Origin of the sequence: Aeromicrobium alkaliterrae (assembly GCF_039529015.1) — a bacterium.
GTDB lineage: Bacteria > Actinomycetota > Actinomycetes > Propionibacteriales > Nocardioidaceae > Aeromicrobium > Aeromicrobium alkaliterrae.
Genome location: NZ_BAAAME010000004.1, coordinates 993,767 through 1,016,777 on the forward strand (window position 1 = coordinate 993,767; position 23,011 = coordinate 1,016,777).

The window sequence follows — 23,011 nt, forward strand, 5'->3', positions numbered from 1 at the left end:
CGCAGGCGGCACTCGCACCTCAACCACCGGCGGTTGAGGTGCGAAGGCGCTCTAGCGCCTGAGCCTCGAAACCTTGGCTAGGGGCGGCGGGCGCGCTGCTCGTAGGCCTCGCGCTTCGCGGTGTCGGCGGCCTTGAACACCTGGTCGGCACCCATCGCCTTGGCCACCGCGTCCTGCACGCCCCGGGGAAGCGCACCCGTGACCTTCACGATCGCCTGGCTCCAGCGCGGCACCCACACCTCGGCCTTCGGCCTGCGCAGGACCTGCTCGATGACCTTCGCGACGTCGTCGGCCGTGACCGGCTTGACCCCCTTGGCCGCGGGCACGCCGACGGACAGCTCGGTCTGGACCACGGTCGGCAGCACGACGCTGACGTCGACCCCCTGCGGCCGCAGCTCGCTGCGCAACGCCTCGCTGAAGCCCACGACCGCGAACTTCGAGGCCGAGTAGGTCGCACCGTCCGCGACGGCCACGCGGCCGACGGCGGAAGCGACGTTCACGACGTGGCCGTGGCCGCGCTCGACCATGCCCGGCACGACGGCCTTCGTGCCGTGGATGACGCCGTGCAGGTTGACGTCGATGATCGTGCGCGTCACCTCGTCGGGCTCCTTGAGCAGCGAGCCGATCGGCATGACGCCGGCGTTGTTGACCAGCGCGTCGACCGGCCCGGCCGCAGCCGTGGCCTCGAGGAAGGTGCGCCAGGACTCGGCCGACGTCACGTCGAGCTCGGCCGAGAGCGCCCCGCGTCCGATCTGCTCGGCGACGGTCGCCGCGAGCGCCGCGTCGAGGTCGCCCAGGACGACCGTGCAGCCGGCGGCGGCGAGCCGCTCGGCGGTCGCGCGGCCGATCCCGCGCGCGCCTCCGGTGATGACGACGACGCGTCCGGTGAGGTGCTGGGTCATCGGTGGGCTCCTGTGGGGGTGAGGGGACGGAGGTCGACGGGCTGGCCGTCGTCCGGGAACGGCAGGGAGCCGTAGTTGAGCGGCGTCTCGTAGTCGGCGGGCACGGTCCAGCGGAACCGGCGCAGCAGCTGGTGCATGATCGTGCGCACCTCGGCCCCGGCGAAGTGCATGCCGAGACACTTGTGCACGCCGCCGCCGAACGGCTCCCACGCGTGGCGGTGCACCTTGTCCTCGCGACGGTCCTCGGCGAAGCGCCCAGGGTCGAACCGCTCGGGGTCCGGCCAGTACTCGCCCATGTGGTGCTGCAGGTGCACCATCACCGCGGTGAGCCGGCCGGCGGGGATCGGCACGCCCATGACCTCGGTGTCCTTGACGGTCCGGCGCGCGAGCACCGGCACCGGCGGCACGAGGCGCAGCGACTCCTTCATCACCAGGTCCAGCGAGGTCAGTGACGCCAGGGTGTCGAAGTCGGGGTGCTCGTCGAGCGCCATCGACTCCTCGCGGCAGCGCTCCTGCCACTCGGGGTGCTGGCCGAGGAACCGCATCATCGTCGAGACCGTGATGGTGCTCGTGTCGTGCGCGGCCATGAGCAGGAAGATCATGTGGTTGACGACGTCCTCGTCGGAGAACGAGGTGCCGTCGTCGTCGGTCAGGCGGGCGAGGACCGAGAACAGGTCGTCGCCGCCGGAGGCGCGCTTGGCCTCGACGTGCCTCCCGAGGAACTCGACCAGCAGCGCGCGACCCTTCGTCGCCCGGCCCCAGCGGGTGCCCGGCCACGGCGCGCGCACGTAGCCCGTGGCGGCCTGGACGCAGGCGATGAAGGCGCGGTTGAGGCGCTCGAGCTCCGCGTCGTCGGCGAGATCCGCGCCGCCCATGAAGATCTGCGTCGCGAGGTCGAGCGTGAGCTGCTTGAGCGCGGGGTAGACCTGGACCCCCGGGCCCGGCTGCCAGGCGTCGAGCCCGACCGAGACCGCGGGGCCGAGCCGGTCGAGATAGCCGTGGAGGCGGTCGCGGGTGAACGCCTCCTGCATCAACCGGCGGTGGCGGTGGTGCTCCTCGAAGTCCAGCAGCATCAGCCCGCGGTGGAAGAACGGGCCGACGAGGTAGTCCCACCCGAGCTCGTTGCTGAACGCCTTCTCCGGGTTGCGCAGCGCCTCGCCGCACGCGTCGGGCCCGGTCAGCACGGTCCACGTGCGGCCGAGGAACGGCATCTCCGAGACCGGGCCGAAGCGCTCGTACTGGTCGCGCATGAGGGCCAGCGGGTCGTGCACGTACGCGAGCGTCGGGCCGAGCACGGGCACGGCTCGACGGCGGGGAACACGGGGGTGGTCGAGCGGGGTCGCCGACATCGGGCCTCCATCTGACAGGACGTCCTGTCAGTTTGTGACCCGGGCCACTCGCTGTCAAGAGCGGCAGTGGCAGGATGCAGACGTGAGCACCTCCCCCGAGCCCTCGCGCCGCTACGGCGGACGCTCGGCGGACGACCGCCGCACCGAGCGGCGGGCCCGCCTCGTCGCGGCGACCGTGGACGTGCTCGGCGGGCGCGGCGAGGGTGGCACCACGATGTCGCTGATCTGCTCCGAGGCCGGGCTCACCGAGCGGTACTTCTACGAGAGCTTCCGCGGTCGCGAGGCTGCGCTGGTCGCGGCTCTCGACACCGTCTCCGACGAGATCGCCGACGTCGCGGTGCAGGCCATCGAGCGCACCGGTGGCACGGCGACGGCGCGGGTCACCGCGGCGCTGACGGCGCTCGTCACGTGGGTCGACGAGCACCCGGTCCGCGCCCGGGTCGCGCTCGTGGAGTCCAACGCGCACCCCACCCTGCGCGCGCGGCGCCGCGAGCTTCTGGGCATCTTCGCCGACCTCGTCGTCACCGAGGCGACCGAGCTCTACGGCCCGTCGGCCTGGGGTCGCGATCGCGCACGGGCGCAGGGCCTGCTCTACGTGGCGGGCCTCGCCGAGCTCGTCACGGCACGCCTGGCCGGCGAGCTCTCGCTGTCGACCGACGAGCTCGTGGAGATCGGCTCGGCCGCGTTCGAGCGGCTGGCGCGCAGCACCCTCGACGCCTAGCGCTCAGCCGCCGCCGCGTGGGCGGTGAGCCAGCAACCTGTCCGGGGTCTCGACAGGTTGCTGGCTCACCGCTCGGGGGTGGGGCGGTCGCGGAGGCCGGCGAAGGTCACGAGGAGGCCGGCGACGAGGCTGCAGGCCGCGAGCACGAGGAGCGCGAAGCCGTAGCCCGAGCCGAGGTCGACGCCGAGCCCGACGACGAGCGGACCCACCGCCATCCCGACCGTCACGAAGAGGTTCCCGACCGCGAGGATCCTGGGGAACTCGGCCGGGCCGAAGCGGTCGACGAGCAGCAGCGGCTGGATCACCTGCATGTTGCCGACGGTCAGGCCGAGCAGCACCGCGGTGACGAACAGCGCGTCGGACTCGCGCCACGACGCGATCCCGATCAGGGCGACCGCCTGCCCGGCGAGCAGCCCGACCGCCGAGCGGAGCAGACCGATGCGCCCCAGCGCCCAGCTGCCCGCGATGCGCCCCACGAGGCTCGCGAAGGTGACCGTCGAGACGGTCGCGGCAGCCAGGCCCGCGTCGCGCACGTCGGAGACCGCCGAGAAGAGGTGCGTGAGCACGCCGATCTGCGACACCATCCCGAGCGCCAGCCCGAGGGTGACCATCGCGAACCACGGCGTCCGCAGCGCCACGGCAGCCGGCACCGACACCTCCGCGTGCTGAGCCGCCTCGCCGACCTCGTCGGGCGGCACCGGAGCACCCGCGCCGGTCGTCGGCGACGGGGTCGCGCCGTGGTCTCGCGGCTCGCGCAGCAGCAGCCCCGTCGGCACCGCGACCCCCACCAGCACGACCGCGAGCCATACCGTCGCCTCGGCGAACCCCCGCGTCTCGACGAGGTGCGCGATGACCGGCGTCCCGATCACGCCGCCGATCGGCAGGCCCATGAACGCGACCGACATCGCCACGTTCCGCCGCGCGTCGGTGAACCACGCGGCGACGAGCCGCCCGGTCGGCACGACCGACATCGCGGCGAAGCCGATGCCCATCAGGGCGTAGACGACCAGGAGGGACGCCTCGTCGTCGACCCGTCCGAGCGCGGCGACCGCGCCGCCCATCACGAGCGTGCCACCGACCAGCACCGAGCGCGGACCGAAGCGCTCCATCGTGCGGGCGACGAGGATGCCGCCCAGGCCGCTGACCAGCATGAACCCGCCGGTCGCGATCGAGACCGTGACGACCGAGAACGACCGCGGCGCGTCCGTCAGGGCCGCGACGTAGATCGTCGAGCCGTAGAAACCGACGCCCGCCCCGACCGCCATGATCAGCGCGACTCCGCCGACGACGGACCACGCGGCGACGGACCCGCGGCGTGGACTCACCTGCCGACCATAGTTGACACCTGCGTCAAATGTCAGCAAGCGTGCCGATCGGACCCGCGCAGGGTTCAGACGTCGATGGCCGGGAGGCGGAACCAGGCCTCGGCGCCGCCGCCCTCGCGGGGCCGCAGGCCGATCGTGCCGCCGTGCGCCTGCACGATACGACGACACGTCGCGAGCCCGATGCCGTTGCCGGGCACCGCGTCGTCGACCCGCACCAGCGGCTCGAAGACCCGCCCGGCATCCGCCACGTCGATGCCGATCCCACGATCGGCGACGCGCACCTCCCACACGGCGCCCTCGCGGACGGCCGACAGCTCGACGCGGGGGTCCTCGCCGCCGAACTTGAGGGCGTTCGTCACCAGGTTCTGCACGACCGCGGCCAGCTGGGTCTCGTCGCCCTCCACGATCGGGAGCGGCTCGACCGACAGCCGCGGGTCGCCGGCGTCGATGCCGAGGTCGAGCCGCACCGCGGCGACGACCTGCTCCAGGTCGACCGGCTGGCGCTCGAGCGCGCCTCCCACCCGCGCGAAGGCCAGGATGTCGCGGATCATGGACTCCATCCGCTCGGTGCCGCGCTGCGCCGTCTCGACCCAGAAGTGGGTCGACTCCGGGGCGTCCTCGCCCTCGCCGAGGTGCTCCTCGAGCAGGTCGAGCGACATCGTGACGGTGCCCAGGACGCCAGAGAGGTCGTGGCTCACCTGACCCGCGAAGGCCGAGAGGTGCTCGTTCGACCGGCGCAGCTCGTCGCGCAGGCTCTCGGTGCGGCGCAGCGCGTCACGCAGCTCGACCGTGCGCCGGGCGAGCCCCAGGACGTCGACCAGCCGCGCCGCGAGCGTGTCGAGGAAGACCCGCTGGGCCTCGTCGAGCGTGCGGGGCTCCTCGTCGAACACGCAGAGGGTGCCGATGACGTCGCCGCTGGGCAGGGTGAGCGGGGTCGAGGCGTAGAACCGGACCGTCCCGAGGGCACCCGTCACGAACGGGTTGTCCGCGTAACGCGAGTCGAGGCGCGCGTCGGGCACCACGATCGCCTCGCCGGACTCGACCGTGGCGCGGCACATCGAGTCCTCGCGCCGACAGATCCCGGCGTCGAACCCGACGGCAGCGACCTGGTGCTGGGCGTCGCTGGTGAGGATGTTGATCGTGGCCATCGGCACACCGGCCATCGCTGCGGCCAGCTCCACCACCGACTGCCACTCGCTCGGCGCACCCTCCAGTAGGTGGTGCTCGGCGATCACCTGATCGATCGTCACGGGACGTGTTCCCCTCTCCCCCGCCAGGTCAAATGTACTGACCACCTGGGTCCGAAGTCCCGCGCATCCGCGTGGACCCCGCCGCACTAGCCTGATCCCGTGACGACCCGGCCCGCGCACTCCCCGCGGTCCTCGGCCGTCGGGCTCGCGCAGGTCTGCTCGGCCGGCCTGCTCTGGGGCACCGGAGGACTGGTCGTGACGGTGCTCCACGAGGAGGACGGCCTCGGCGCGATGACGACGAGCGCGTGGCGCATGCTGATCGCGGCCGCCGCCCTCGTGGCGTTCGCCGTGCTGACGCGTCGGTGGCGGACCGTGGTCGCGACGTTCCGGAAGCGCCCGGTCGTCGTGGTGCTGGCCGGCTGCCTCACGGCGATCTACCAGGGCCTGTACTTCCTGGCGGTCCTCGCCGCCGGCGTGAGCGTCGCGACCGTCGTGTCGCTCGGGCTCGCCCCCGTGCTCGCTGCGACGTGGGAGCACGCGCGCGCCAGGACCCGACCCTCGCCCCGCGAGCTCGCGGTGCTGGCCGCCGCGCTGGTCGGCCTGTTGCTCGTCTCGACGGCGTCGACCGGGCACGGCGGCGCCGGCGACCAGCCCGTGCTGGGACTGCTGCTCGCGGTCGCCTCGGGCGCGGTCTACGCCGCCACCACCGTGCTCGGGCACCACCTCGCCCGCGACGTCGACCCGGTCGCGCTCACGACCTGCGCCACCGGCGCGGGCACCGTGCTGCTCGCGCCGTTCCTGGTCGTCGCGGCCCTCGGCGACAGGCCCGTCGCGACCTCACGCCCGGAGGGTTGGCTGCTGCTGGTGTACCTCGGCGTCGCGACGATGGCCCTGTCCTACGGCCTCCTCTACGCCGGGCTCCGGACGACGTCCGGCTCGGCCGCGACCGTCGCGACGCTGGTGGAGCCGCTCAGCGCGGCCGCCCTGGCCGCCCTCCTGCTCGACGAGCGGCTGACGGCGACGGCCCTGGTCGGCGGCGCGCTCATCCTGGCCGCCGTGGTGGGCCTGAGACCTCGCGAGGTGCCGCCCACCGCGACCTGACCCGTCAGGCGATGCGGTACGCCGTCGTGCCCTGCGGCGTGGCGATCTCGACGACGTCGCCCTTGACGAGCTGGCGGCCACGCCGGGTCTCGACCTCGCCACCGACGCGGACGTCACCCGAGGCGACGATCGTCGCGGCGTCCGCGCCGGACTCGGCCACGTTCGTGTACTTGAGCAGCTGGCCGAGCCGAATCATGTCGCCCGTGATCGCGACGTCCTCGATGTCCATGCCCCCAGCCTGCCGCACGTAGGCTCGGCAGCGTGAGCGGAGCGACCCCCGACGCCGGACCGGCCAGCGTGCGACTGGACGCCTGGGTCTGGTCGGTGCGCCTGTTCGGCAGCCGCTCGGCGGCCACCACCGCCTGCAAGGGCGGGCACGTGCACCTCGGCGGCAAGCGGGCGAAGCCGTCGCAGGCCGTCCGGGTCGGCGACCGCATCGAGGCCACGACGCCCGGCGGGGTGCGGATCCTCGTCGTGAAGCGCCTGCTCACCAAGCGCGTCGGCGCGAGCGTCGCGGTCGAGTGCTACGAGGACCACTCCCCCGAGCCCGCCCCGCGCGAGGTGCGCCTCGCGATGCCCCGCCGCGAGCCCGGCGCGGGCCGCCCGACCAAGCGCGAGCGCCGTCAGATGGACCAGTTCAAGGGCCGGTAGGGCAGAGGGCGGTGGCGGGCGAACCCCCTTCGAGGCTCCTCGTTCCTCGTCGCACCTCAGGGGGCGGGTCGGCTGCCCGCCGCCCTGTCACGCCCCAGGGGGCGGGTCGGCTGCCCGCCGCCCTGTCACGCCTCAGGGGGCGGGTCGGCTGCCCGCCCCCTGAGGTGCGAGGAACGAGCCTCGAAGGGGGTTCGCCGACCACCGTGTCAGCGCACGACGTCGAGGACCTGCTTCTGGATGCCGTTGCCGTAGACCGCGTGGTCGACGACCCGCAGCTTCACCGCGTCCTGGTCGGCGTCGCTGAACAGCCGCCGGCCCGCGCCGAGCAGCAGCGGGAAGACGAGCAGGTGGTACCGGTCGACGAGCCCGGCGTCGGCCAGCGCCTTCCCGAGCGTCGCACTGCCGTGCACCGCGATGGGTCCACCCTCGGTCTCCTTCAGCGCGGCGACGTCGTCGACCGAGCGCAGGATCGTGGCGGGCCAGCGCTCGTCGTCGGACTCGAGCGTCGTGGAGACGACGTAGCGCGGCATCGCGTTGTACGCCGCGAACTCGTCCATCGTGGGCCACACCGGCGCGAACGCCTCGTAGGACGTGCGCCCCAGCAGGAGGGCCGTCGTCTCGCCCATCTCGGTGCCCTTGAGCTCGTACGCCTCCGGCACGAACTCGACGTCCTTGAACGTCCAGCCGGAGTTGCGGTAGCCCGGCTCGCCGCCCGGGGCCTCCATGACGCCGTCCAGCGAGACGAACGCGGTGACGATGATCTGGCGCACGGGGATCTCCTCCAGGGGACCCAGTGTCACCATCCTGGAGGCGGCGCTCCCCGCCTGTCGAGGGTCAGCGCTGGTCGGGAGGTGTCATCGGCGGCGCGAGGTTGACCAGGTCGGCCGCCCGGTGGCCGAAGCCGTGGCTGTTGCGCCACTTCTCACCCATCGCGGTGCGCTGCCCGTCGCCCCAGCCCATCGGCTTGCCGATCGCGAGGTTGTAGGTCGCACACGCGCCCATCAGCGCCGTCGCGATGGTGCGGCGGCGCCAGTCGGGGGCCACGTAGGCCCGGTCCATCTCGCCCGTGTCCGGGTACCAGCGGATCGAACCGATCTGCTGCTCCCCGGAGAGCCCCCTGACCGTCATCTGCGCCGTCAGGTCGAGCACCGAGCCCGGCTCGACGTCGAAGCCGGTGAACGCGATCAGGTTCAGCGCGCGCGGCGGCCCCGTCTCGGGGACCTCCGCGAACCACATCGGCGGGGCCTTCGGCGCGACGAGCGCGCTGACCTCGATCGCCGCCACCTCGCCGACCTCGCCCAGGCGGGCGCGGGTCAGCCAGGCGTCGCCGATGCGTTCGACGGCCTCGGCCTCCGGGAGCACGACGGGCGGTGGGTCCTGGCCGTCCTCCGAGAGGAGGACGGCCAGCCAGACCGGGAAGTCGTCCTCACCGAGGGCGACGACCTGGGTCAGACCCGCGGGGACGAGCCTCGGGTCAGCCGACGAGGTCACGGTCGCGGTCACCGGAGCAGGGCGTTCGTCGCGCCGACATCGACACCGAGCAGGGCGCGCGCGGGGCGCGGACGTTGACGCATGAGCCCTCCCAGGAACGACGGTGCGCGCGACTCGAGCACCGTCGCCATCATCGTCCGACGCACGGGGGGAGCACGAGCGCATCGGGCTCCCCCGCGCAGAATGATCCGAACCGACCACGAACACCTGGTCCTTTCGGACCAGGTCAGGCGTCAGGCGTCAGGCGTCAGGCGTCGAGCGTGGCGAGGAACTGCTCGAGGTGCTCGACCAGCACCTCGGGCTGCTCCTCGGGCACCCAGTGCCCGGCGTCGTCGACGACCTCCATCGACATCGTCGGGCGCACGAGGCCACCCTTGACGATGCGCGGGACGAGCACCCCGTCGCGCCGGCCGGGCAGGAACAGGATCGGGACGTGGTCGTACGGCGCCTGGTACGTGTGCTTCTGCATCGAGCGGAACTCGCGCGTCAGGAACGTCGCGTAGGTCGACCGGCCCGCGGCAGCGCGCGACGGCTCGCGGAAGCGTGCGAGGTACGGCTCGACGGCGCGGTCGGACCACGGCTTGCCGTCGCGTGAGCCGAGGGCGAAGACCCGGCGCAGGACGACCTGCCCGAGGCCGCGCTGCAGGAACGCGCCCCACGGCCCGCCGACGAGCGGCTGGTAGAGGAAGCGCCACAGGTCCTTGGCCTCGATCGTGGCCCACGGGGCGACGATCGCGGTCGCGACGACGCCGCGGGTGAGCTCGGGGTGGCGGCCGCCGATCAGCAGCGCGAGCCACGCGCCCCAGTCGTGCCCGACGACGACCGGACGGTCCAGGCCGAGCTCGCGGATGACCGCCGCGAGCTCGTCGGCGACGACCCGCTTGTCGTACGCCCGCAGGCCGCCCGCACCGCTGCCGGGCGCCGGGGCGTCGCTCCACCCCGCACCGCGGCTGTCGAGGGCCACGACGTGGTGCCGCTCGGCGAGCAGCGGGATGACCCGGTGCCAGCACCACCAGTGCTGCGGCCAGCCGTGGATCAGGACGATCGGCGGACCCCCGTTCGAGGTGCCGGCCTCCGCGACGTGGATGCGGACCCCTTCGACCTCGATCCAACGGTGCTCGACACCCTCGAGCTCGGGCATCCCGGCAGCGATCTCGGCGCTCATGGACCGAGACTAACCACCTACGCTGACTCCATGTCACTCGTCGACCTGACCGCCGACGGCGGCGTCCGCACGATCACCCTCACCGCGCCGGAGCGGCTGAACGCGCTCGACCGCCCGCTGCTGGACGAGCTGCGCTCCGCGATCGAGACCGTCGCCCGCGACCCCGAGGCGCGTGCGCTGGTCGTGACCGGCGAGGGCCGCGCGTTCTGCGCGGGTGCCGATCTCGACGGCCTGTTCGGCGACCGCACGCGCCCGACCGGCGTGCTGCGCCAGGTGCTGCTCGACGTGTACGCCTCGTTCCTGCCCCTGCGGGACCTCACGATCCCGACCGTCGCCGCGGTGCACGGACCCGCTGTCGGCGCGGGCCTCAACATCGCCCTGGCGTGCGACGTCATCGTGGCCGGCCCCGACGCGCGCTTCAACGCGACGTTCACCGCGATCGGCCTGCACCCCGGTGGCGGCTGCACGTGGATGCTGACGCAGCGCATCGGCGCCGGAAACGCGGCCTCGGTGCTCTACGCGGGGGCACCGGTCGAAGCCGACACGGCCCTGCGCCTGGGGCTCGCGCAGGAGCTCGTCGACGACCCGAAGGCGCGGGCCGCGGAGCTCGCCGCGCTCTACGCGAGCCGCAACCCGCGCCTGATGGCCGACGTCAAGGAGTCGGTCCGCGTCGCGTCGACGAGCGATCTCGCCACGACGCTCGACGTCGAGTCGTGGGCCCAGGCGTCGTCGCTCGCGAGCGAGGAGTTCGCCGCGTTCGCCGAGCGCTTCAAGCGGTAGGCGCCCCGGGCTGGGGTTTCCCCTTCGAGGCTCGCTCGTTCCTCGCTCGCACCTCAGGGGGCGGAGAGGTGTCCGCCCCCCCGGTGGTTGAGGTGCGAGGCCGCCCGCGGCCGAGCCTCGAAACCCTGGCCGGGGGCGGAGGGGTGTCCGCCCCCCGGTGGGGTCAGGCGGCGTCGGCGACGACGGACTCGAGGCGGTCGGCGGCGGCCTCGCTGATCGTCAGCATGACGTCGTCACCGAGCTGGATCTCCCCGGTCCCGTCGCCCACGACCGCGGCGCCGCTGATCGTCAGCACGTCGCCGACGCGGATCAGCGTGTAGCCCTGGCGCAGCACCTCGGCACCGTCGACCGTGAAGGTCATGTCGACCGCGAGGCCCTCGTCGCCCAGGTCGTAGCCGTCGAGCTCGCCGATGTCGATCGTCATGACGTCGACGGTCGCGGCCTGGCCGCCGACCTCGATCGTGAAGGTCGCGCACTCGGAGAACAGGTCGCGGGTCGCCTCGAGCTCCTCGGCGGCCTCGCCCTCGGCGTACAGCTCGACGGTGGAGTAGACGCTGATGCCCTCGGACTCCGACTCGAACTCGGTCGAGGCCTTCTCCTCCTCGTCGACGCCGTAGTCGTCGTCGAGGAAGGCGGCGCACGCCTCGTCGCCGTCGACGATGTCGTCGCCGGTGATCTCGCTGTCGACGACCTCGACCTCCTCGAGGTCGTCGGCCAGGTCGGCGACGTCGTCGTCGGTCAGGAGCGCGTCCTCCAGGTCGCTCTTCGAAAGGCCCTTCTCGTCGTCCTCGTCGCCCGTCGACTCGCTCGACGTGGGCTCGGGATCGGGCTCGGGGTCGTCGGAGCCACAGGCGCTGACGAGCAGCAGGGCGGACAGGACGGCGGCGGGGGCAGCGGTGCGAAGCTTCATCTCGGGGTCCTCACAGGTCGGGGTGGCGTCGATCCGATGCGCCGGGTGACGAAAAAGTTCCCGCAGGTGCTGAAACGGCTCAGCCGACCTCGTCGACGAGGTCCTGCAGCTTCTCCTCCGCCACGAGGACGAGGTCGAGGAAGGGCGCCGGGTCGCCGTCGGCCGCGACCTGGCCGCCCGCCTGCGCGACGAAGTCGCCGATCTGGATGAAGTGGTAGTACATCGTGCGGGTCGGGGCACCGTCGACCGACAGCGCGAAGGTCAGGCGCAGCCCGTCCTCGCCGATGTCCTCGAACCCGTCGAGGTCCGCGAAGTCGTCCAGCGTCGTCGTGACCTCGATCGGCTGGTCGGCGGGCGTGATCTCGAACCGGTCGCACACCGCGAAGATGTCGCGGATCGCCTCGAGCTCGTCGTCGACGTCACCGTCCTCGAAGCTGCGGATCGAGGTGTAGACGGCGGTGACGGCCACGTCGTCGCGGTACTCGTCGTCGAACCGGTCGGTCTCCTCGCCGCCGTACTCCGCCTCGAGGTACTCGCTGCACTCCTCCGGCCCGTCGGTGACGGAGTCGGCTCCCGTGACCTCGGCCTGGCGCGCGCTGGCGAAGTCGGTGCCCAGCCCGGCCGGGATGTCGTCGATGCGCAGCAGCGCGGACCGCAGGAGCTGGCCCGTGATCTCGCGCCCCTCCTGCTCCTTCGACGGCGAGGGGTCGGGGCTCGGCTCCGGGTCGGGGTCGCCCCCACCACAGGCCGCCAGGACTCCCAGCGCGAGCACCGCCGCCGCCGAGACCACCGCGTTCCGCCACGTCGTCACGAGGACTCCTCCACCTGATCGCCGACCATCACGCCTCTCATTCTCGCCTCTGCGCCCGATCGGGGCAGCCCAGGGCCCCGTGGACTTGCCAGCGGACCCCTGACCAGCGGATACTCAAGTTACTCGTAAGTAGTACGCTGGAGTAGCCGGGACGTTCGATCGCCCGGACCCATCACCAGCGAGATCCCGACAGACCCCCAGGAATGGAACGGCCATGAGCCACTACAAGAGCAACCTGCGCGACATCGAGTTCAACCTGTTCGAGCTGTTCGGCCGAGGCGACGTCTACGGCCAGGGCGAGTTCGAGGACTTCGACGTCGACACCGCCAAGAGCGTCCTCGCCGAGATCGAGCGCATCGCGCGCGAGGACCTCGCCGAGTCCTTCGACGCCTCCGACCGCACCCCGCCGGTCTACGACCCGGCGACCTACTCCGTCACGATGACCCCCGCCTTCGTCGAGAGCTACGACAAGTGGATGGCCGCCGAGTGGTGGCGCATGCAGGTCCCCGAGGAGATCGGCGGCCAGAAGGCCCCGAACTCGCTCGTCTGGTCGTCGGCGGAGTTCGTGCTCGGCGCGAACCCGCCCATCTGGATGTTCGCCTGCGGCCCGGCCTTCGCCCGCATCGTGTTCGAGAACGGCATCGAGCGCGACAAGAAGATCGCCCAGTTCATGGTCGACCGCCTCTGGGGCGCCACGATGGTGCTGACCGAGCCCGACGCGGGCTCCGACGTCGGCGCCGGCCGCACCAAGGCCTTCCCGAACGAGGACGGCACCTGGAACATCGAGGGCGTCAAGCGCTTCATCACCTCGGGCGAGCACGACATGTCCGAGAACATCATGCACCTCGTGCTGGCCCGCCCCCAGGGCGTCGAGGGCCAGGGCGGCCCCGGCACCAAGGGCCTGAGCCTGTTCCTCGTGCCGAAGCACCACTTCGACCTCGAGACCGGTGAGCTGACGGGCGAGCGCAACGGCGCCTACGTCACCAACGTCGAGAAGAAGATGGGCATCAAGGTCTCCACGACGTGCGAGGTCACCTTCGGCGACGCCTCGACCGGCGAGGGCCAGGCCGCGCGCGGGTGGCTGCTCGGCGAGGTGCACGACGGCATCAACCAGATGTTCCGCGTCATCGAGAACGCGCGCATGATGGTCGGCGCCAAGGCCATCGCGACGCTCTCGACCGGCTACCTCAACGCGCTCGAGTACGCCAAGGAGCGCGTCCAGGGTGCCGACCTGACGCAGGCGGCCGACAAGACCGCGCCGCGCGTCACGATCACGCACCACCCCGACGTGCGTCGCTCGCTGCTGACCCAGAAGGCGTTCGCCGAGGGCCTGCGCTCGCTGACGATCTACACCTCGACGTGGCAGGACGCGATCAGCCTCAAGCACGCCGCGGGCGAGGACGCCTCCGCCGAGGAGGGCATCAACGACCTGCTGCTGCCGCTCGTGAAGGGCTACGGCTCCGAGCGCTCGTGGGTGCTCCTGGGCACCGAGTCCCTGCAGACCTTCGGCGGCTCGGGCTTCCTGCAGGACTACCCGATCGAGCAGTACGTCCGCGACGCCAAGATCGACACCCTCTACGAGGGCACCACGGCGATCCAGGGCCAGGACCTGTTCTTCCGCAAGATCGTCAAGGACAAGGGCCGCGCGATCGGCTTCCTGTCCAACGAGATCAAGCAGTTCATCGCTGACGAGGCGGGCAACGGCCGCCTCAAGACCGAGCGCGACCTGCTGGCGCAGGGCATGGCCGACGTCGAGGCGATCCTCGGAGCGGTGTTCACCGACCTGATGGCGGCCAACCCGGCCGACGCCAACGGCGACATCCGCAACATCTACAAGGTCGGCCTCAACACGACGCGCCTCGTGTACGTCCTCGGCGACATCACGGTCGCGTGGCTGCTGCTGCGCGGCGCCGAGGTGGCGCTGGCCGCGCTCGACGCCGGCGCCACGGGTGCGGACAAGTCGTTCTACGAGGGCAAGATCGCCGCGGCGTCCTTCTTCGCCAAGAACACGCTGCCCAAGCTGGCCGCCGAGCGGGCGATCGCCGAGAACATCGACGACTCGGTCATGGAGCTCGACGAGGCCGCGTTCTGACGCACGCCTGACGCGACGCACGACAGCAGGGCCCGCCGGACACGTCCGGCGGGCCCTGCGGCGTCCCACCCCCGGGGAGCGGCGAGGGGTGCGAGAGTGGGGCCATGGACAGCCAGGAGATGTACGTCGGCGCGTGGAAGCAGTCAGCCGACGCGGTCGTGGAGCTCGTGCCGACGCTGAGCGCCGAGCAGCTCGCCGCACCGACCGACTGCCCCGGGTGGAGCGTGCACGACGTCGTCGCGCACCTGGCCCACCTCGAGGAGGTCTCGAACGGCGAGCCCGAGGCCCCGGCCGGGATCTCGGTCGTCGCCTCCGACTACACCGAGGCGGGGGTCGCCGCCCGCCGCGACGTCCCGACCGCCGACCTCCTCGCGGCGTTCCGCGAGCAGACCGCGACCCGGTACGCCTTCCTGTCCTCGACCCGGCTCGACCTCGCCGAGACGGCCCCGGTCACCCCCGCCGGCGTGCCCTGGTCGTGGGAGACCCTCCTGCGCAACCGCGCCGTCGACCTCTGGGTGCACGAGCAGGACATCCGACGCGCTGTGGACGTGCCGGGTGACCTCGACTCCCTCGGCGCGCAGGTCACGACCCACACGTTCGCCGCCGGGATGGGCTTCGTCCTCGGCAAGAAGGTCAAGGCACCAGCAGGCACGACCGTCCGGTGGCTCGTCACGGGCGGCGCGCCCGTAACGATCGAGCTGCAGGTCGGCGACGACGGCCGCGCCCGTCGCGCCGAGCCCGGCTCCGTCGCCGACGTGACTCTCGCGCTGACGGCCGAGGCCTTCACGGTGCTGGCGGCCGGACGCCGCGGCCCGGCCGACGTCCCGGTGGAGGTCGACGGCGACCGCGAGCTCGCCGACGCGGTGCTCGGCGCCATGACACTGACCTTCTGACCCGGCATCCGAGGCCCGATCTGAGACAGTGGGACCGTGCGCCTCACGAGTCCCCTCTGGTACCTCGCGGCCGTCGCGGTCGCGCTCGTCGGGTCGATGGCGGGCACCGCCGTCGCCGCCAGCGCCTGGGACGGGGTGCGCGAGGCGACGATCGCCCCGGCGACCGAGCCCGTCGACGCGGGCGGCAGCACGCTGGCGATCTTCACCGACCAGCCGCAGGACCGCGACATCACCTGCACGACCCGCCCCGCCGACAAGCCGGACGCCGAGGGCGACACGGTCTCCGGCGCGGCCCTCGACATCGTCGTGCCGCAGCAGGGCACCGACTGGCACCTGCTCGCCCTGCGCCCCACCGAGAAGGGCGCCGTCTCGATCTCGTGCGTGCCCGCGGACGGCGGCACGGACGCGGCCCTGTACGGCTACGCCGTGGTCGACGGGTTCGAGCGTGCGAACCGCGGCGCCACGATCGGCACGGTCTCGCTGGCGCTCGCGATCGCCTTCGCGGGCGTGGTCTTCTGGCAGCGGCGACGTTCCCGTCGCGAGCCCGAGTGACCCGCGCGACACGCCGCGGCATCGCATGACTTGGCTCACATCTGACAATTTGTCACTTCAAGTTGCAAACCTTTCAACTTCTTGGATCGTTGAGGGTTGGGAGCGTCGGCCCATGCAGAGCTGACGACAGGGCTGGGGGTTCGGATGCGTGGAGCAGGGGAGTGCCGCGCTGCCTGCCGGATGCCCCGCACCCCTCTCGCCAGCTGGCCAACCTCGACGTTGACTCGTGCGGGCCGTCGGGCTGACGATGGGTCCCAGCTCGACGTCCGGCCGACCGCCGTCCGTGCCGCTGGGAGCCTGGCACACGCGCGTTCGTTCGTCCGTGACGTCGACCTCGGACGCCGGTCCCCGACCGGCCACGTCCGTCCCCTGACCTCAATGAGCCCTGATGACGATCCACGCGTTGCCGTTACCCACCCAGACCCGACCTCGCCCTCCGGGAGCGTCGATGGGTGAAGTCGTGCCGCTTCGTCCCGCAGAGCCCGGTGGCTCGGGTCGAGGCCGCGGGATCCGTCGCGCCCTGGCCGCCCCGTCCGACACCGAGCTGCTGCAGCGCTGCCGCGCGTCCGACGCCGCGGCCTGGGACCTCCTGGTCGAGCGCTACGAACGCCTCGTGTTCTCCGTGGCCCTGCGCAACGGACTCAGCCGCGAGGACGCCGCCGACGTCACCCAGACCACCTTCGTCGCCCTCATCGACTCCCTGCACCGCCTCGAGGACGACCAGCGCCTCGCCTCCTGGCTCATGACGGTCGCCCGACGCCAGGCCTGGCGCGTCCGCTCCACCTCACGCCGCGACGTCCCCCTCGAGACGCTGGTCGAACCCGCCACCGAGGACCCCTACGAGCTCTGGGACACCCAGACCGTCGTCCACGACGCCCTCGCCACCCTCGGCGGCACCTGCCGCGAGCTCCTCCTCGCCCTCTACTTCGACCCCGCCGAGCCCAGCTACGCCGACATCGCCACCCGACTCGGCCGCTCCGTCGGCGGCATCGGACCCCTGCGCGGACGCTGCCTCGAACGCCTCCGCACCCTCATGACGGAGAACCTGGCATGACGACCCCTCCCACCTTCACGCGCCTGCTCGACTGGGTCGACGGACGCCTCGACGACGACGCGGCCGAGGCCGTGCGCGCCCACGTGGAGTCCTCCGAGACCGCGGCCGAGGCCGTCGAGTGGATCCGGTCCTTCCGCGAGGCCGGCACCGCGATGCCGCTCGAGACCCCGCCGCCGGAGGTGCGTCAGAACCTGCGCGACGCGTTCCGTCGCCACGCGAAGTTCCCCCCGGGCACCGGCCCGGTCAGCGAGCTCAGCGGCGACCCGCGCCCCCTGCGCGTCGCCGCCGGCGCTCGCTCCGCCGACGGCGAGGGCGTCGGTCACGTCGTCCTGGAGGGAAGCGGCGTCACCCTGACCCTGTCGGTCCTGCACCGCCGCGCCGACCTGGTCGACCTCCACGGACTGCTGACGTGGGACGGCAGCGACCCCCGCCCCGAGATCGTCCTCTCCTCGCCCGACCCCACGGCCCGCCGCGTCACCCGTCCCGAGGCCGACGGCGAGTTCCGGCTCACCGACGTCACCCGCGCCACCAACGAGGTCTGGGTCGTGAGCCCCAGCGCCTCACTGCACGCCCAGCTCGACCTCGGCACCGACGCCTGATGACCCGATGACCGAGACGCGACATCGCGTCGCAGGTGAGCCCGGCGTCGCTGGCCAGCGCCCTGACGACGGCACCCAGGGGTGGCTCGTGCTGCAGGAGGCCGAGCGACGACGCGAGAACGATCCCCGCTCGGCGCTGCGCCTGCTCGACAGCCTGCACTCGGCCGGCCTCCGCCACGCCGACCCGGCCACCAGTGGACGCGCGTCACTGCTGCGGGCCGAGGTGCTCGCCGACCTCGGCGAGTACGAGCGTGCAGGCGGTGCGGTCCAGGCCGCGCGGCACGACCTCCTCGCGGCCGGGCTCGTGCTCGACACGTACGCCACCGACGTCGTCCGCGCGACCCTGATCCGCGCCAACGGCGACGCCTCACGCGGGATCGACGTGCTGGAGGGGGTCCTGGAGGACCTCCCCGTCGCGACGACGCCGACGCTCGACCCCGAGAACGTCACCCGGCTCCGGGCGCACGTCCACCGCCAGCTGGGCCTGTCCCTGGCCGCCCGGGCCGAGCACGGGCGCGCCCTGCACCACTTCGACCTGGCCTGGAACCGCTTCCACTCGCTCGGCGACACGGTCCTCGCCGCTCGCACGACGTCCGAGCGCGCGGTCTCGTACCTGAGCCTCGACATGACGCACCGCGCCCTCGACGACCTCCTGCGGGCGCGTCAGGAGCTGACCCGCCTCGGCCAGACCGTCGCCGCCGCTCGCTGCGCCGTGCCGCTGTCACGGGCCTACGTCCGGCTCGACCGCGTCAGCGAGGCCGTCCACCTGCTCGACGACGTCCGCCCCCTGTTCGAGCAGCGCGGTCACCTGCCGCATCTGGCCGCGCTGGACCTGGCGATGAGCGAGGCCCTGCTCCAGGCGGGCCTGGCGCACGACGCACGGCTCGAGGCCCGCGCCGCCGGTGACCTGTTCACCCGGCTGCACCACATCGAGGGAACGGCGCAGGCCAACCTCGTGACGGGTCTTGCCGGCCACCTCATCGGCGACGACGAGTCGGCGGCCCGGGAGGTCGACCTGGCGGAGCGCCTGTCCACCTCGCTGCGACTCCAGCAGGAGATCGCGATCTTGCGGCTGAGCGAGATCCTGTCCGGACCCGACCGGGAGTCGATCGAACGGGCGCGTCGGCTCGCCGGGGTCATGCGCGCCGCCGCCCACGAGACGTCGGACGACACGCTGCTGACGATCGCCGACCTGGCCCTGGCGCTGTCGGTGCCGCAGGGTCCCGAGGCGCACCGGCACCTCGACGCGGCCCGACGCGCGATCATCACCCACGAGCTGCACGGGCTCGACGTCGCGCGGGCGGTCGTGACCGCACGGGTCCTTCAGCAGCAGCACGACCCGCGCGGCGCGGTCGACGAGATCGCCACGGCGCTCACGACGGCCAGCTCGCCCACGGCCCACGTGCAAGGCGCCTACCGGCCGCTCGCGCACCTGATGATGATCGGCGTGGCCGATCGCGCCCTGCTCGACCTGCTCCTCGAGATCGGCACCCCCGACGCCGTCACCGAGGCATGGCGGTGGGCCTCCGTCACCAAGGCGCGCAGCCTGACCGACCTCGCCTCGACCGCCAACCAGCAGCGGACCTCCGTGGACGCGCCGCTGCTCCCGGTCCACCGCGAGGCGGAGCTGGAGACCCTGTCCCACGCGCTCGACCGGCTCATCGACCCCGTCGAGCCGATCGACCTCGGCGCGATCCGCGCGACCCACGTCGCCGTGCGCCGCGACATCCGCCAGCAGATCCCCCATGCCCGCCTCCCCCTGACCCAGGACCACGCCGTCGCGCTCCCGCCGGTGCCGGAGGGTCCCGTCCTGCAGCTCCAGGAGCTGGGGCCGGACCTGGTCGCCTTCGTCATCCGGGAGGGACAGGTCTACGCCCGCCGGCTCGTGGGCGCGGCGTCCGAGGTGCAGACCGCGATCGCCGAGTGGCACGCCGAGTGCTCGCGCGTGCAGCACGTCGTGGAGCGCGGTGCCGGTTGGGCCACGCACCACAGCCTCGACACCCTCGCGACCCTGCTGCTCTGGCCGATCTCGGACCTGCTCGCCGACCTCGAGGAGATGCCGCTCGTCGTCGTCGCGCCCGGGTCACTGCAGCCCGTGCCGTTCGAGGCGCTGCCGTTCGGCGGGCGCGCCCTGGCGTCGGCCTTCTCGCTGCGCTTCGCCGCCGGGATGCACGACCTCACGTCGATGTGCGACGACGCCGACGACACCACCGCCTCGGGAGCCGAGGCACGCATGCTCGCCCTGATGGTCCCCGACGCGAACGCCCCGCGGATCTCCGACGAGACGAGCGCGCTCGCCGCGATCCACCCCGGCGCGACGATCCTGACCGGGCCGGGCGCCACGGTCGAGGCGCTCTGGCGACTCGCCCCCCAGCACGACGTCGTGCACCTGGCGTGCCACGGCCTGTACTGGCCCGAGCACCCGTCGAGCTCGGGCCTGCGCCTGGGCGACCGGTGGGTCACGGCGGGCGAGATCCTGCGGATGGACCTGAACGGCTGCCTGGTGATCCTCAACGCGTGCGCCACCGGCCGCGCGCACGACACGACGAGCGAGTCGGTCGGACTGACCTGGGCCCTGCTCGCAGCGGGCGCGCGGGGCGTCGTGGCCACCACCTGGCCCGTCGACGACTCGGTCGCGCTCGCGTTCGCCACGAGCTTCCACCAGCACCTGGTCGACGGCCTCGCTCCCGCCGAGGCCGTGCAGCAGTCGGGCATCGACGTCTCCGAGCAGTTCTCGGACCACCCGTGGGCGTGGGCCGCGCACCGCTACATCGCCGCCGGCGCCACCGTCATCCACGGGGGCTGACCGCCGCCACCGGACGCTCGGTGGTGGAGGTTCGCCCTTCGAGGCTCGTCGTTCCTCCTCGCGCCTCAGGGCCCGGAAAGGTGACCGCCCCCTGAGGTGCGAAGGCGCTCTGGCGCCTGAGCCTCGAAGGGGGCACCTCAACCACCGATGGTGGGGCGCGTCCGGTCAGTAGGCGCCGCGCGCGAGCAGGACGGCGGGCACGGTGCGGAGCAGGATCCACAGGTCGAGGCGCAGCGAGCGGTGCTCGACGTAGTGCAGGTCGAGGCCGACACCGTCGTCCCATCCCAGGGAGCTGCGACCGCTGACCTGCCACAGGCCCGTGATGCCCGGGCGCACGGCGAGCCGTTGCCGCTCCAGCTCGGTGTACGTCATGACCTCGCGGACGAGGGCGGGCCGGGGGCCTACCATCGACATCGAGCCCGCGACGACGTTCACCAGCTGCGGCAGCTCGTCGAGCGAGGTCCGGCGCAGGAACCGCCCGGCCCGGGTGACCCGCGGGTCGTCACGGACCTTGAACAGCGGACCGTCACCGGTCTCGTCGAGGTGGCGGACCGCGACGAGCGCGTCCTCGGCTCCGACCATCATCGTGCGGAACTTGAGCACCGTGATGGGCGCACCGTGCTGACCGATCCTGACCTGTCGGAACAGGACCGGTCCCCCGTCGGAGAGCCGGACCACGAGCGCGAGGACCAGCATCAGCGGTGCCAGCAGGAGCAGGAGGATCACCGCGAGCACGAGGTCGACCCCGCGCTTCACGGGGGCTTGCCGGCTCGCCGGATGTCGTTCCCGCGCGAGCCCCTGCTCGGCGCAGACTCCGGTCACGGCGTCCCGTCCTGGCCCGGCTCCCCGGACTCGTTCTCCGGCCGCGCGTCGTCGGTCAGGAACGACTCCGGGTCGTCGTCGAGCGGCGCGTCCGGCGGGAAGTGCCCACGCACGCCCTGCTCGACGAGGAAGGACCGTCGCATCGCCCGCACCAGGTGGTCGGCCTCGTCGAGCCGGTCGTCCAGCGCCTTCATCGCGCGGCGGCGGACGTCCTCGGCGTCGGCGTGGGCGCGCGTCATGATGTCGTGCGCCTCCTCCTCGGCGGCACCGAGGCGGGCCGCCGACAGCCGCACCACGGCGCTGCGCAGGCGCTGCGCCTCCCGCGTGACCGACAGCAGCAGCCGCTCGGCGTCGGCCCCGTCGCCCTCGCCGCTCTGGAGCCGGGCGACCAGCCGGTCGATGTCGGCGTGCGGGAACGACGGGGGCCAGAACGTGTGGGCGCCCGGCACACCGGTCTCGGCCGTCATCGGACGACCGCCTTGGCGCCGAGCAGGACCGCGCCGATGACCCGGATGCGCACGGCGCGCAGGTCGTCCAGCGCCCGCTCCAGCACGGGGCGCTTGACCCGGCCCGACGGCACCGTCAGCAGCAGGCCGCCGGCGATCGCCATGATGCGGGCGTCGTCGGACTCGGTCACGGCCGGGGCGTGGACCAGGATCACGTCGTGGTCGCCGTCGACCTGGTCGACGAGCTGGCGGAACCGCATCTCGAGCAGGCTCGGCGCGGCCAGGTCGATGTTGCCCAGCGGCACCACCGAGACCCCGTCGACGGGGCCGTCGCGCAGCACGTCCGGCAGCTCCGCCGTCCCGGCGAGCAGGTCGTAGAGGCCGGGCTCGCCCGCCGCGTCCAGCACCGGGTGGCGCTCGACGTCGGTGCGGTGCGCGTCGACCAGGAGGACCCGGTGACCGAGCTCGGCGAGCGAGGCGGCGAGGTTGACCTCGAGCCAGCCGCTCCACGGGTCGGTCACGACCGGGGCGACGACGAGCGAGCGCGTCGGCTCGTCGCTCGTCGCGAACTCCAGCGCCACGCGCAGGGCACGCAGGGAGGCGAACTCCCGGCTCTGGACGTCGGTCACGGCGACCCCGGCGGCGTCGTCGGGTCGGGTCACCACCCCGAGCACCCGCACGTCGGTCGCCTCGGCGACGTCCTCGGCCGTCTCGACGGTGCGCGCCACGCGGTCGTGCAGGACCGCGGCGATCACCGCGAGCACGCCGGCCAGGGCGGCACCGGCGAGCAGGGTCACGGCCACGTTGGGCGACGAGGGGGCCAGCGGGACCGAGGCGGGCTCGGTCACGGTGAACTCGACGCCACCGTTGCTCGGGTCGTTGTCCGGGAGCAGGGCGACCACGGCGTTCGCGACCTGCGCCGCGACCTCGGGGTCGGTGTCGCTGACCGAGACCTGGATCGTCAGCGTCCCGGCGACGACCGCGCTGCTGACGCTGTCCTGCAGCTGGCGGACCGAGCGGTCGCCGACCGCGTCGCTGACCTCGGCGAGGACCGGGCGGCTCTCGGCGACGCCGGCCATCGTGCTCAGCAGTGCCTCGTAGCTCGCCGGCGTCTGCTCGAGGGACGGCGACGGCGTCACGGTGACGCGGGTCGTGGCGGTGTAGGAGCGCTCGGCGAGGGCCAGGCCGATGCCGACCGTCGTGCCCACGAGCAGCACGACGAGCAGCATGATGGCGCGGCGGCGCCACAGCAGGGACCCGAGCTCACGCATCCCGGATCCGGGGTGGGGCTGGGTGGGGTGGGGGCTCGACGCCCGGTCGGGCGTCGCGGTGGTGAAAGACATGTCGGACC

The 23,011-nt window shown here is 72.9% G+C and carries 23 protein-coding genes; 10 read left to right on the top strand and 13 right to left on the bottom strand.

Annotated features, from left to right (window positions below):
• Nucleotides 1-77: 77 nt before the first annotated feature.
• Complete coding sequence (locus tag ABD127_RS12915; RefSeq protein WP_344202194.1) at nucleotides 78-902, bottom strand: SDR family oxidoreductase; 825 nt, start codon at nucleotides 900-902, stop codon at nucleotides 78-80.
• The gene (locus tag ABD127_RS12920) at nucleotides 899-2,251 is read right to left on the bottom strand and encodes a cytochrome P450 (protein WP_344202197.1); all 1,353 of its coding nucleotides are present in this window, start codon (nucleotides 2,249-2,251) and stop codon (nucleotides 899-901) included. Before ABD127_RS12920 ends, ABD127_RS12915 begins: the two co-directional genes overlap by 4 nt.
• 82 nt (nucleotides 2,252-2,333) lie before the next feature.
• Between ABD127_RS12920 and ABD127_RS12925 the strand changes: the two genes are divergently transcribed.
• The gene (locus ABD127_RS12925) at nucleotides 2,334-2,972 is read left to right on the top strand and encodes a TetR/AcrR family transcriptional regulator (protein ID WP_344202199.1); all 639 of its coding nucleotides are present in this window, start codon (nucleotides 2,334-2,336) and stop codon (nucleotides 2,970-2,972) included.
• Nucleotides 2,973-3,037: 65 nt separating this feature from the next.
• On the opposite strand, the gene ABD127_RS12930 is transcribed toward ABD127_RS12925, so the two are convergent.
• Nucleotides 3,038-4,297, bottom strand: a complete 1,260-nt coding sequence (locus tag ABD127_RS12930) for an MFS transporter (RefSeq protein ID WP_344202201.1) — start codon at nucleotides 4,295-4,297, stop codon at nucleotides 3,038-3,040.
• Nucleotides 4,298-4,362: 65 nt separating this feature from the next.
• Nucleotides 4,363-5,547: a GAF domain-containing sensor histidine kinase gene (locus ABD127_RS12935; protein ID WP_344202202.1), complete on the bottom strand. Its 1,185-nt coding sequence runs from the start codon at nucleotides 5,545-5,547 to the stop codon at nucleotides 4,363-4,365.
• A 99-nt stretch (nucleotides 5,548-5,646) separates the two neighbouring features.
• On the opposite strand from ABD127_RS12935, the gene ABD127_RS12940 reads away from it, so the two are divergent.
• Nucleotides 5,647-6,588 (top strand): DMT family transporter, encoded by a 942-nt coding sequence (locus tag ABD127_RS12940; protein ID WP_344202205.1) that lies wholly within the window; start codon nucleotides 5,647-5,649, stop codon nucleotides 6,586-6,588.
• 4 nt (nucleotides 6,589-6,592) lie between these two features.
• On the opposite strand, the gene ABD127_RS12945 is transcribed toward ABD127_RS12940, so the two are convergent.
• Nucleotides 6,593-6,817, bottom strand: a complete 225-nt coding sequence (locus ABD127_RS12945) for an RNA-binding S4 domain-containing protein (protein ID WP_344202207.1) — start codon at nucleotides 6,815-6,817, stop codon at nucleotides 6,593-6,595.
• A gap of 32 nt (nucleotides 6,818-6,849) precedes the next feature.
• Between ABD127_RS12945 and ABD127_RS12950 the strand changes: the two genes are divergently transcribed.
• Complete coding sequence (locus ABD127_RS12950) at nucleotides 6,850-7,239, top strand: RNA-binding S4 domain-containing protein (protein WP_344202210.1); 390 nt, start codon at nucleotides 6,850-6,852, stop codon at nucleotides 7,237-7,239.
• A 206-nt stretch (nucleotides 7,240-7,445) separates the two neighbouring features.
• Here ABD127_RS12950 and ABD127_RS12955 read toward each other — a convergent pair whose 3' ends face one another.
• From ABD127_RS12955 to ABD127_RS12965, 3 genes are all read right to left on the bottom strand, one after another.
• Nucleotides 7,446-8,009 (bottom strand): dihydrofolate reductase family protein, encoded by a 564-nt coding sequence (locus ABD127_RS12955; protein WP_344202214.1) that lies wholly within the window; start codon nucleotides 8,007-8,009, stop codon nucleotides 7,446-7,448.
• Nucleotides 8,010-8,073: 64 nt separating this feature from the next.
• Nucleotides 8,074-8,742, bottom strand: a complete 669-nt coding sequence (locus ABD127_RS12960) for a GNAT family N-acetyltransferase (RefSeq protein ID WP_344202216.1) — start codon at nucleotides 8,740-8,742, stop codon at nucleotides 8,074-8,076.
• Between the two features lie 235 nt (nucleotides 8,743-8,977).
• Nucleotides 8,978-9,895, bottom strand: coding sequence for an alpha/beta fold hydrolase (locus ABD127_RS12965; protein ID WP_344202219.1), 918 nt, complete (start codon nucleotides 9,893-9,895; stop codon nucleotides 8,978-8,980).
• A gap of 30 nt (nucleotides 9,896-9,925) precedes the next feature.
• Between ABD127_RS12965 and ABD127_RS12970 the strand changes: the two genes are divergently transcribed.
• Nucleotides 9,926-10,675, top strand: coding sequence for an enoyl-CoA hydratase (locus ABD127_RS12970; protein WP_344202222.1), 750 nt, complete (start codon nucleotides 9,926-9,928; stop codon nucleotides 10,673-10,675).
• 163 nt (nucleotides 10,676-10,838) lie between these two features.
• Here ABD127_RS12970 and ABD127_RS12975 read toward each other — a convergent pair whose 3' ends face one another.
• Together ABD127_RS12975 and ABD127_RS12980 are read right to left on the bottom strand one after the other, a co-directional pair.
• A complete protein-coding gene (locus ABD127_RS12975) occupies nucleotides 10,839-11,585 on the bottom strand; it encodes a hypothetical protein (RefSeq protein ID WP_344202224.1) in 747 nt (248 codons plus the stop codon).
• Between the two features lie 79 nt (nucleotides 11,586-11,664).
• Nucleotides 11,665-12,396 (bottom strand): hypothetical protein, encoded by a 732-nt coding sequence (locus ABD127_RS12980; protein ID WP_344202226.1) that lies wholly within the window; start codon nucleotides 12,394-12,396, stop codon nucleotides 11,665-11,667.
• Nucleotides 12,397-12,610: 214 nt separating this feature from the next.
• Here ABD127_RS12980 and ABD127_RS12985 point away from each other — a divergent pair, with 214 nt between their 5' ends.
• The 6 genes from ABD127_RS12985 to ABD127_RS13010 all read left to right on the top strand — a co-directional run bounded on the left by ABD127_RS12985 (nucleotide 12,611) and on the right by ABD127_RS13010 (nucleotide 20,392).
• The gene (locus tag ABD127_RS12985; protein WP_344202228.1) at nucleotides 12,611-14,488 is read left to right on the top strand and encodes an acyl-CoA dehydrogenase; all 1,878 of its coding nucleotides are present in this window, start codon (nucleotides 12,611-12,613) and stop codon (nucleotides 14,486-14,488) included.
• 104 nt (nucleotides 14,489-14,592) lie between these two features.
• Entirely contained in the window at nucleotides 14,593-15,381 is a 789-nt protein-coding gene (locus ABD127_RS12990) for a maleylpyruvate isomerase family mycothiol-dependent enzyme (RefSeq protein WP_344202231.1), read from the top strand.
• Between the two features lie 36 nt (nucleotides 15,382-15,417).
• Complete coding sequence (locus tag ABD127_RS12995) at nucleotides 15,418-15,933, top strand: hypothetical protein (RefSeq protein ID WP_344202234.1); 516 nt, start codon at nucleotides 15,418-15,420, stop codon at nucleotides 15,931-15,933.
• 460 nt (nucleotides 15,934-16,393) lie between these two features.
• Nucleotides 16,394-16,987 carry an RNA polymerase sigma factor gene (locus ABD127_RS13000; protein ID WP_344202236.1) on the top strand — a complete coding sequence of 198 codons (594 nt, stop codon included), beginning with the start codon at nucleotides 16,394-16,396 and terminating at the stop codon, nucleotides 16,985-16,987.
• Nucleotides 16,984-17,586, top strand: coding sequence for an anti-sigma factor family protein (locus ABD127_RS13005; protein WP_344202239.1), 603 nt, complete (start codon nucleotides 16,984-16,986; stop codon nucleotides 17,584-17,586). Before ABD127_RS13000 ends, ABD127_RS13005 begins: the two co-directional genes overlap by 4 nt.
• A 7-nt stretch (nucleotides 17,587-17,593) precedes the next feature.
• Entirely contained in the window at nucleotides 17,594-20,392 is a 2,799-nt protein-coding gene (locus tag ABD127_RS13010; RefSeq protein WP_344202243.1) for a CHAT domain-containing protein, read from the top strand.
• A 165-nt stretch (nucleotides 20,393-20,557) separates the two neighbouring features.
• On the opposite strand, the gene ABD127_RS13015 is transcribed toward ABD127_RS13010, so the two are convergent.
• The 3 genes from ABD127_RS13015 to ABD127_RS13025 form a co-directional block, all read right to left on the bottom strand.
• The gene (locus tag ABD127_RS13015) at nucleotides 20,558-21,148 is read right to left on the bottom strand and encodes a sugar transferase (RefSeq protein ID WP_344202247.1); all 591 of its coding nucleotides are present in this window, start codon (nucleotides 21,146-21,148) and stop codon (nucleotides 20,558-20,560) included.
• A gap of 62 nt (nucleotides 21,149-21,210) precedes the next feature.
• A complete protein-coding gene (locus ABD127_RS13020) occupies nucleotides 21,211-21,681 on the bottom strand; it encodes a hypothetical protein (RefSeq protein WP_344202249.1) in 471 nt (156 codons plus the stop codon).
• Nucleotides 21,678-23,003, bottom strand: coding sequence for a tyrosine-protein kinase domain-containing protein (locus ABD127_RS13025; RefSeq protein ID WP_344202251.1), 1,326 nt, complete (start codon nucleotides 23,001-23,003; stop codon nucleotides 21,678-21,680). Before ABD127_RS13025 ends, ABD127_RS13020 begins: the two co-directional genes overlap by 4 nt.
• Nucleotides 23,004-23,011: the final 8 nt, after the last annotated feature.

Excerpts from the sequence above, each read along its gene's own strand:
- ABD127_RS13005 (WP_344202239.1), top strand. The coding sequence starts at position 16,984 with ATGACGACCCCTCCCACCTTCACGCGCCTGCTCGACTGGGTCGACGGA.
- ABD127_RS12985 (WP_344202228.1), top strand. The coding sequence starts at position 12,611 with ATGAGCCACTACAAGAGCAACCTGCGCGACATCGAGTTCAACCTGTTC.
- ABD127_RS12920 (WP_344202197.1), bottom strand. The coding sequence starts at position 2,251 with ATGTCGGCGACCCCGCTCGACCACCCCCGTGTTCCCCGCCGTCGAGCC.
- ABD127_RS12915 (WP_344202194.1), bottom strand. The coding sequence starts at position 902 with ATGACCCAGCACCTCACCGGACGCGTCGTCGTCATCACCGGAGGCGCG.
- ABD127_RS12965 (WP_344202219.1), bottom strand. The coding sequence starts at position 9,895 with ATGAGCGCCGAGATCGCTGCCGGGATGCCCGAGCTCGAGGGTGTCGAG.
- ABD127_RS13025 (WP_344202251.1), bottom strand. The coding sequence starts at position 23,003 with ATGTCTTTCACCACCGCGACGCCCGACCGGGCGTCGAGCCCCCACCCC.
- ABD127_RS12970 (WP_344202222.1), top strand. The coding sequence starts at position 9,926 with ATGTCACTCGTCGACCTGACCGCCGACGGCGGCGTCCGCACGATCACC.
- ABD127_RS12945 (WP_344202207.1), bottom strand. The coding sequence starts at position 6,817 with ATGGACATCGAGGACGTCGCGATCACGGGCGACATGATTCGGCTCGGC.
- ABD127_RS13010 (WP_344202243.1), top strand. The coding sequence starts at position 17,594 with ATGACCGAGACGCGACATCGCGTCGCAGGTGAGCCCGGCGTCGCTGGC.
- ABD127_RS12990 (WP_344202231.1), top strand. The coding sequence starts at position 14,593 with ATGGACAGCCAGGAGATGTACGTCGGCGCGTGGAAGCAGTCAGCCGAC.
- ABD127_RS12975 (WP_344202224.1), bottom strand. The coding sequence starts at position 11,585 with ATGAAGCTTCGCACCGCTGCCCCCGCCGCCGTCCTGTCCGCCCTGCTG.
- ABD127_RS13020 (WP_344202249.1), bottom strand. The coding sequence starts at position 21,681 with ATGACGGCCGAGACCGGTGTGCCGGGCGCCCACACGTTCTGGCCCCCG.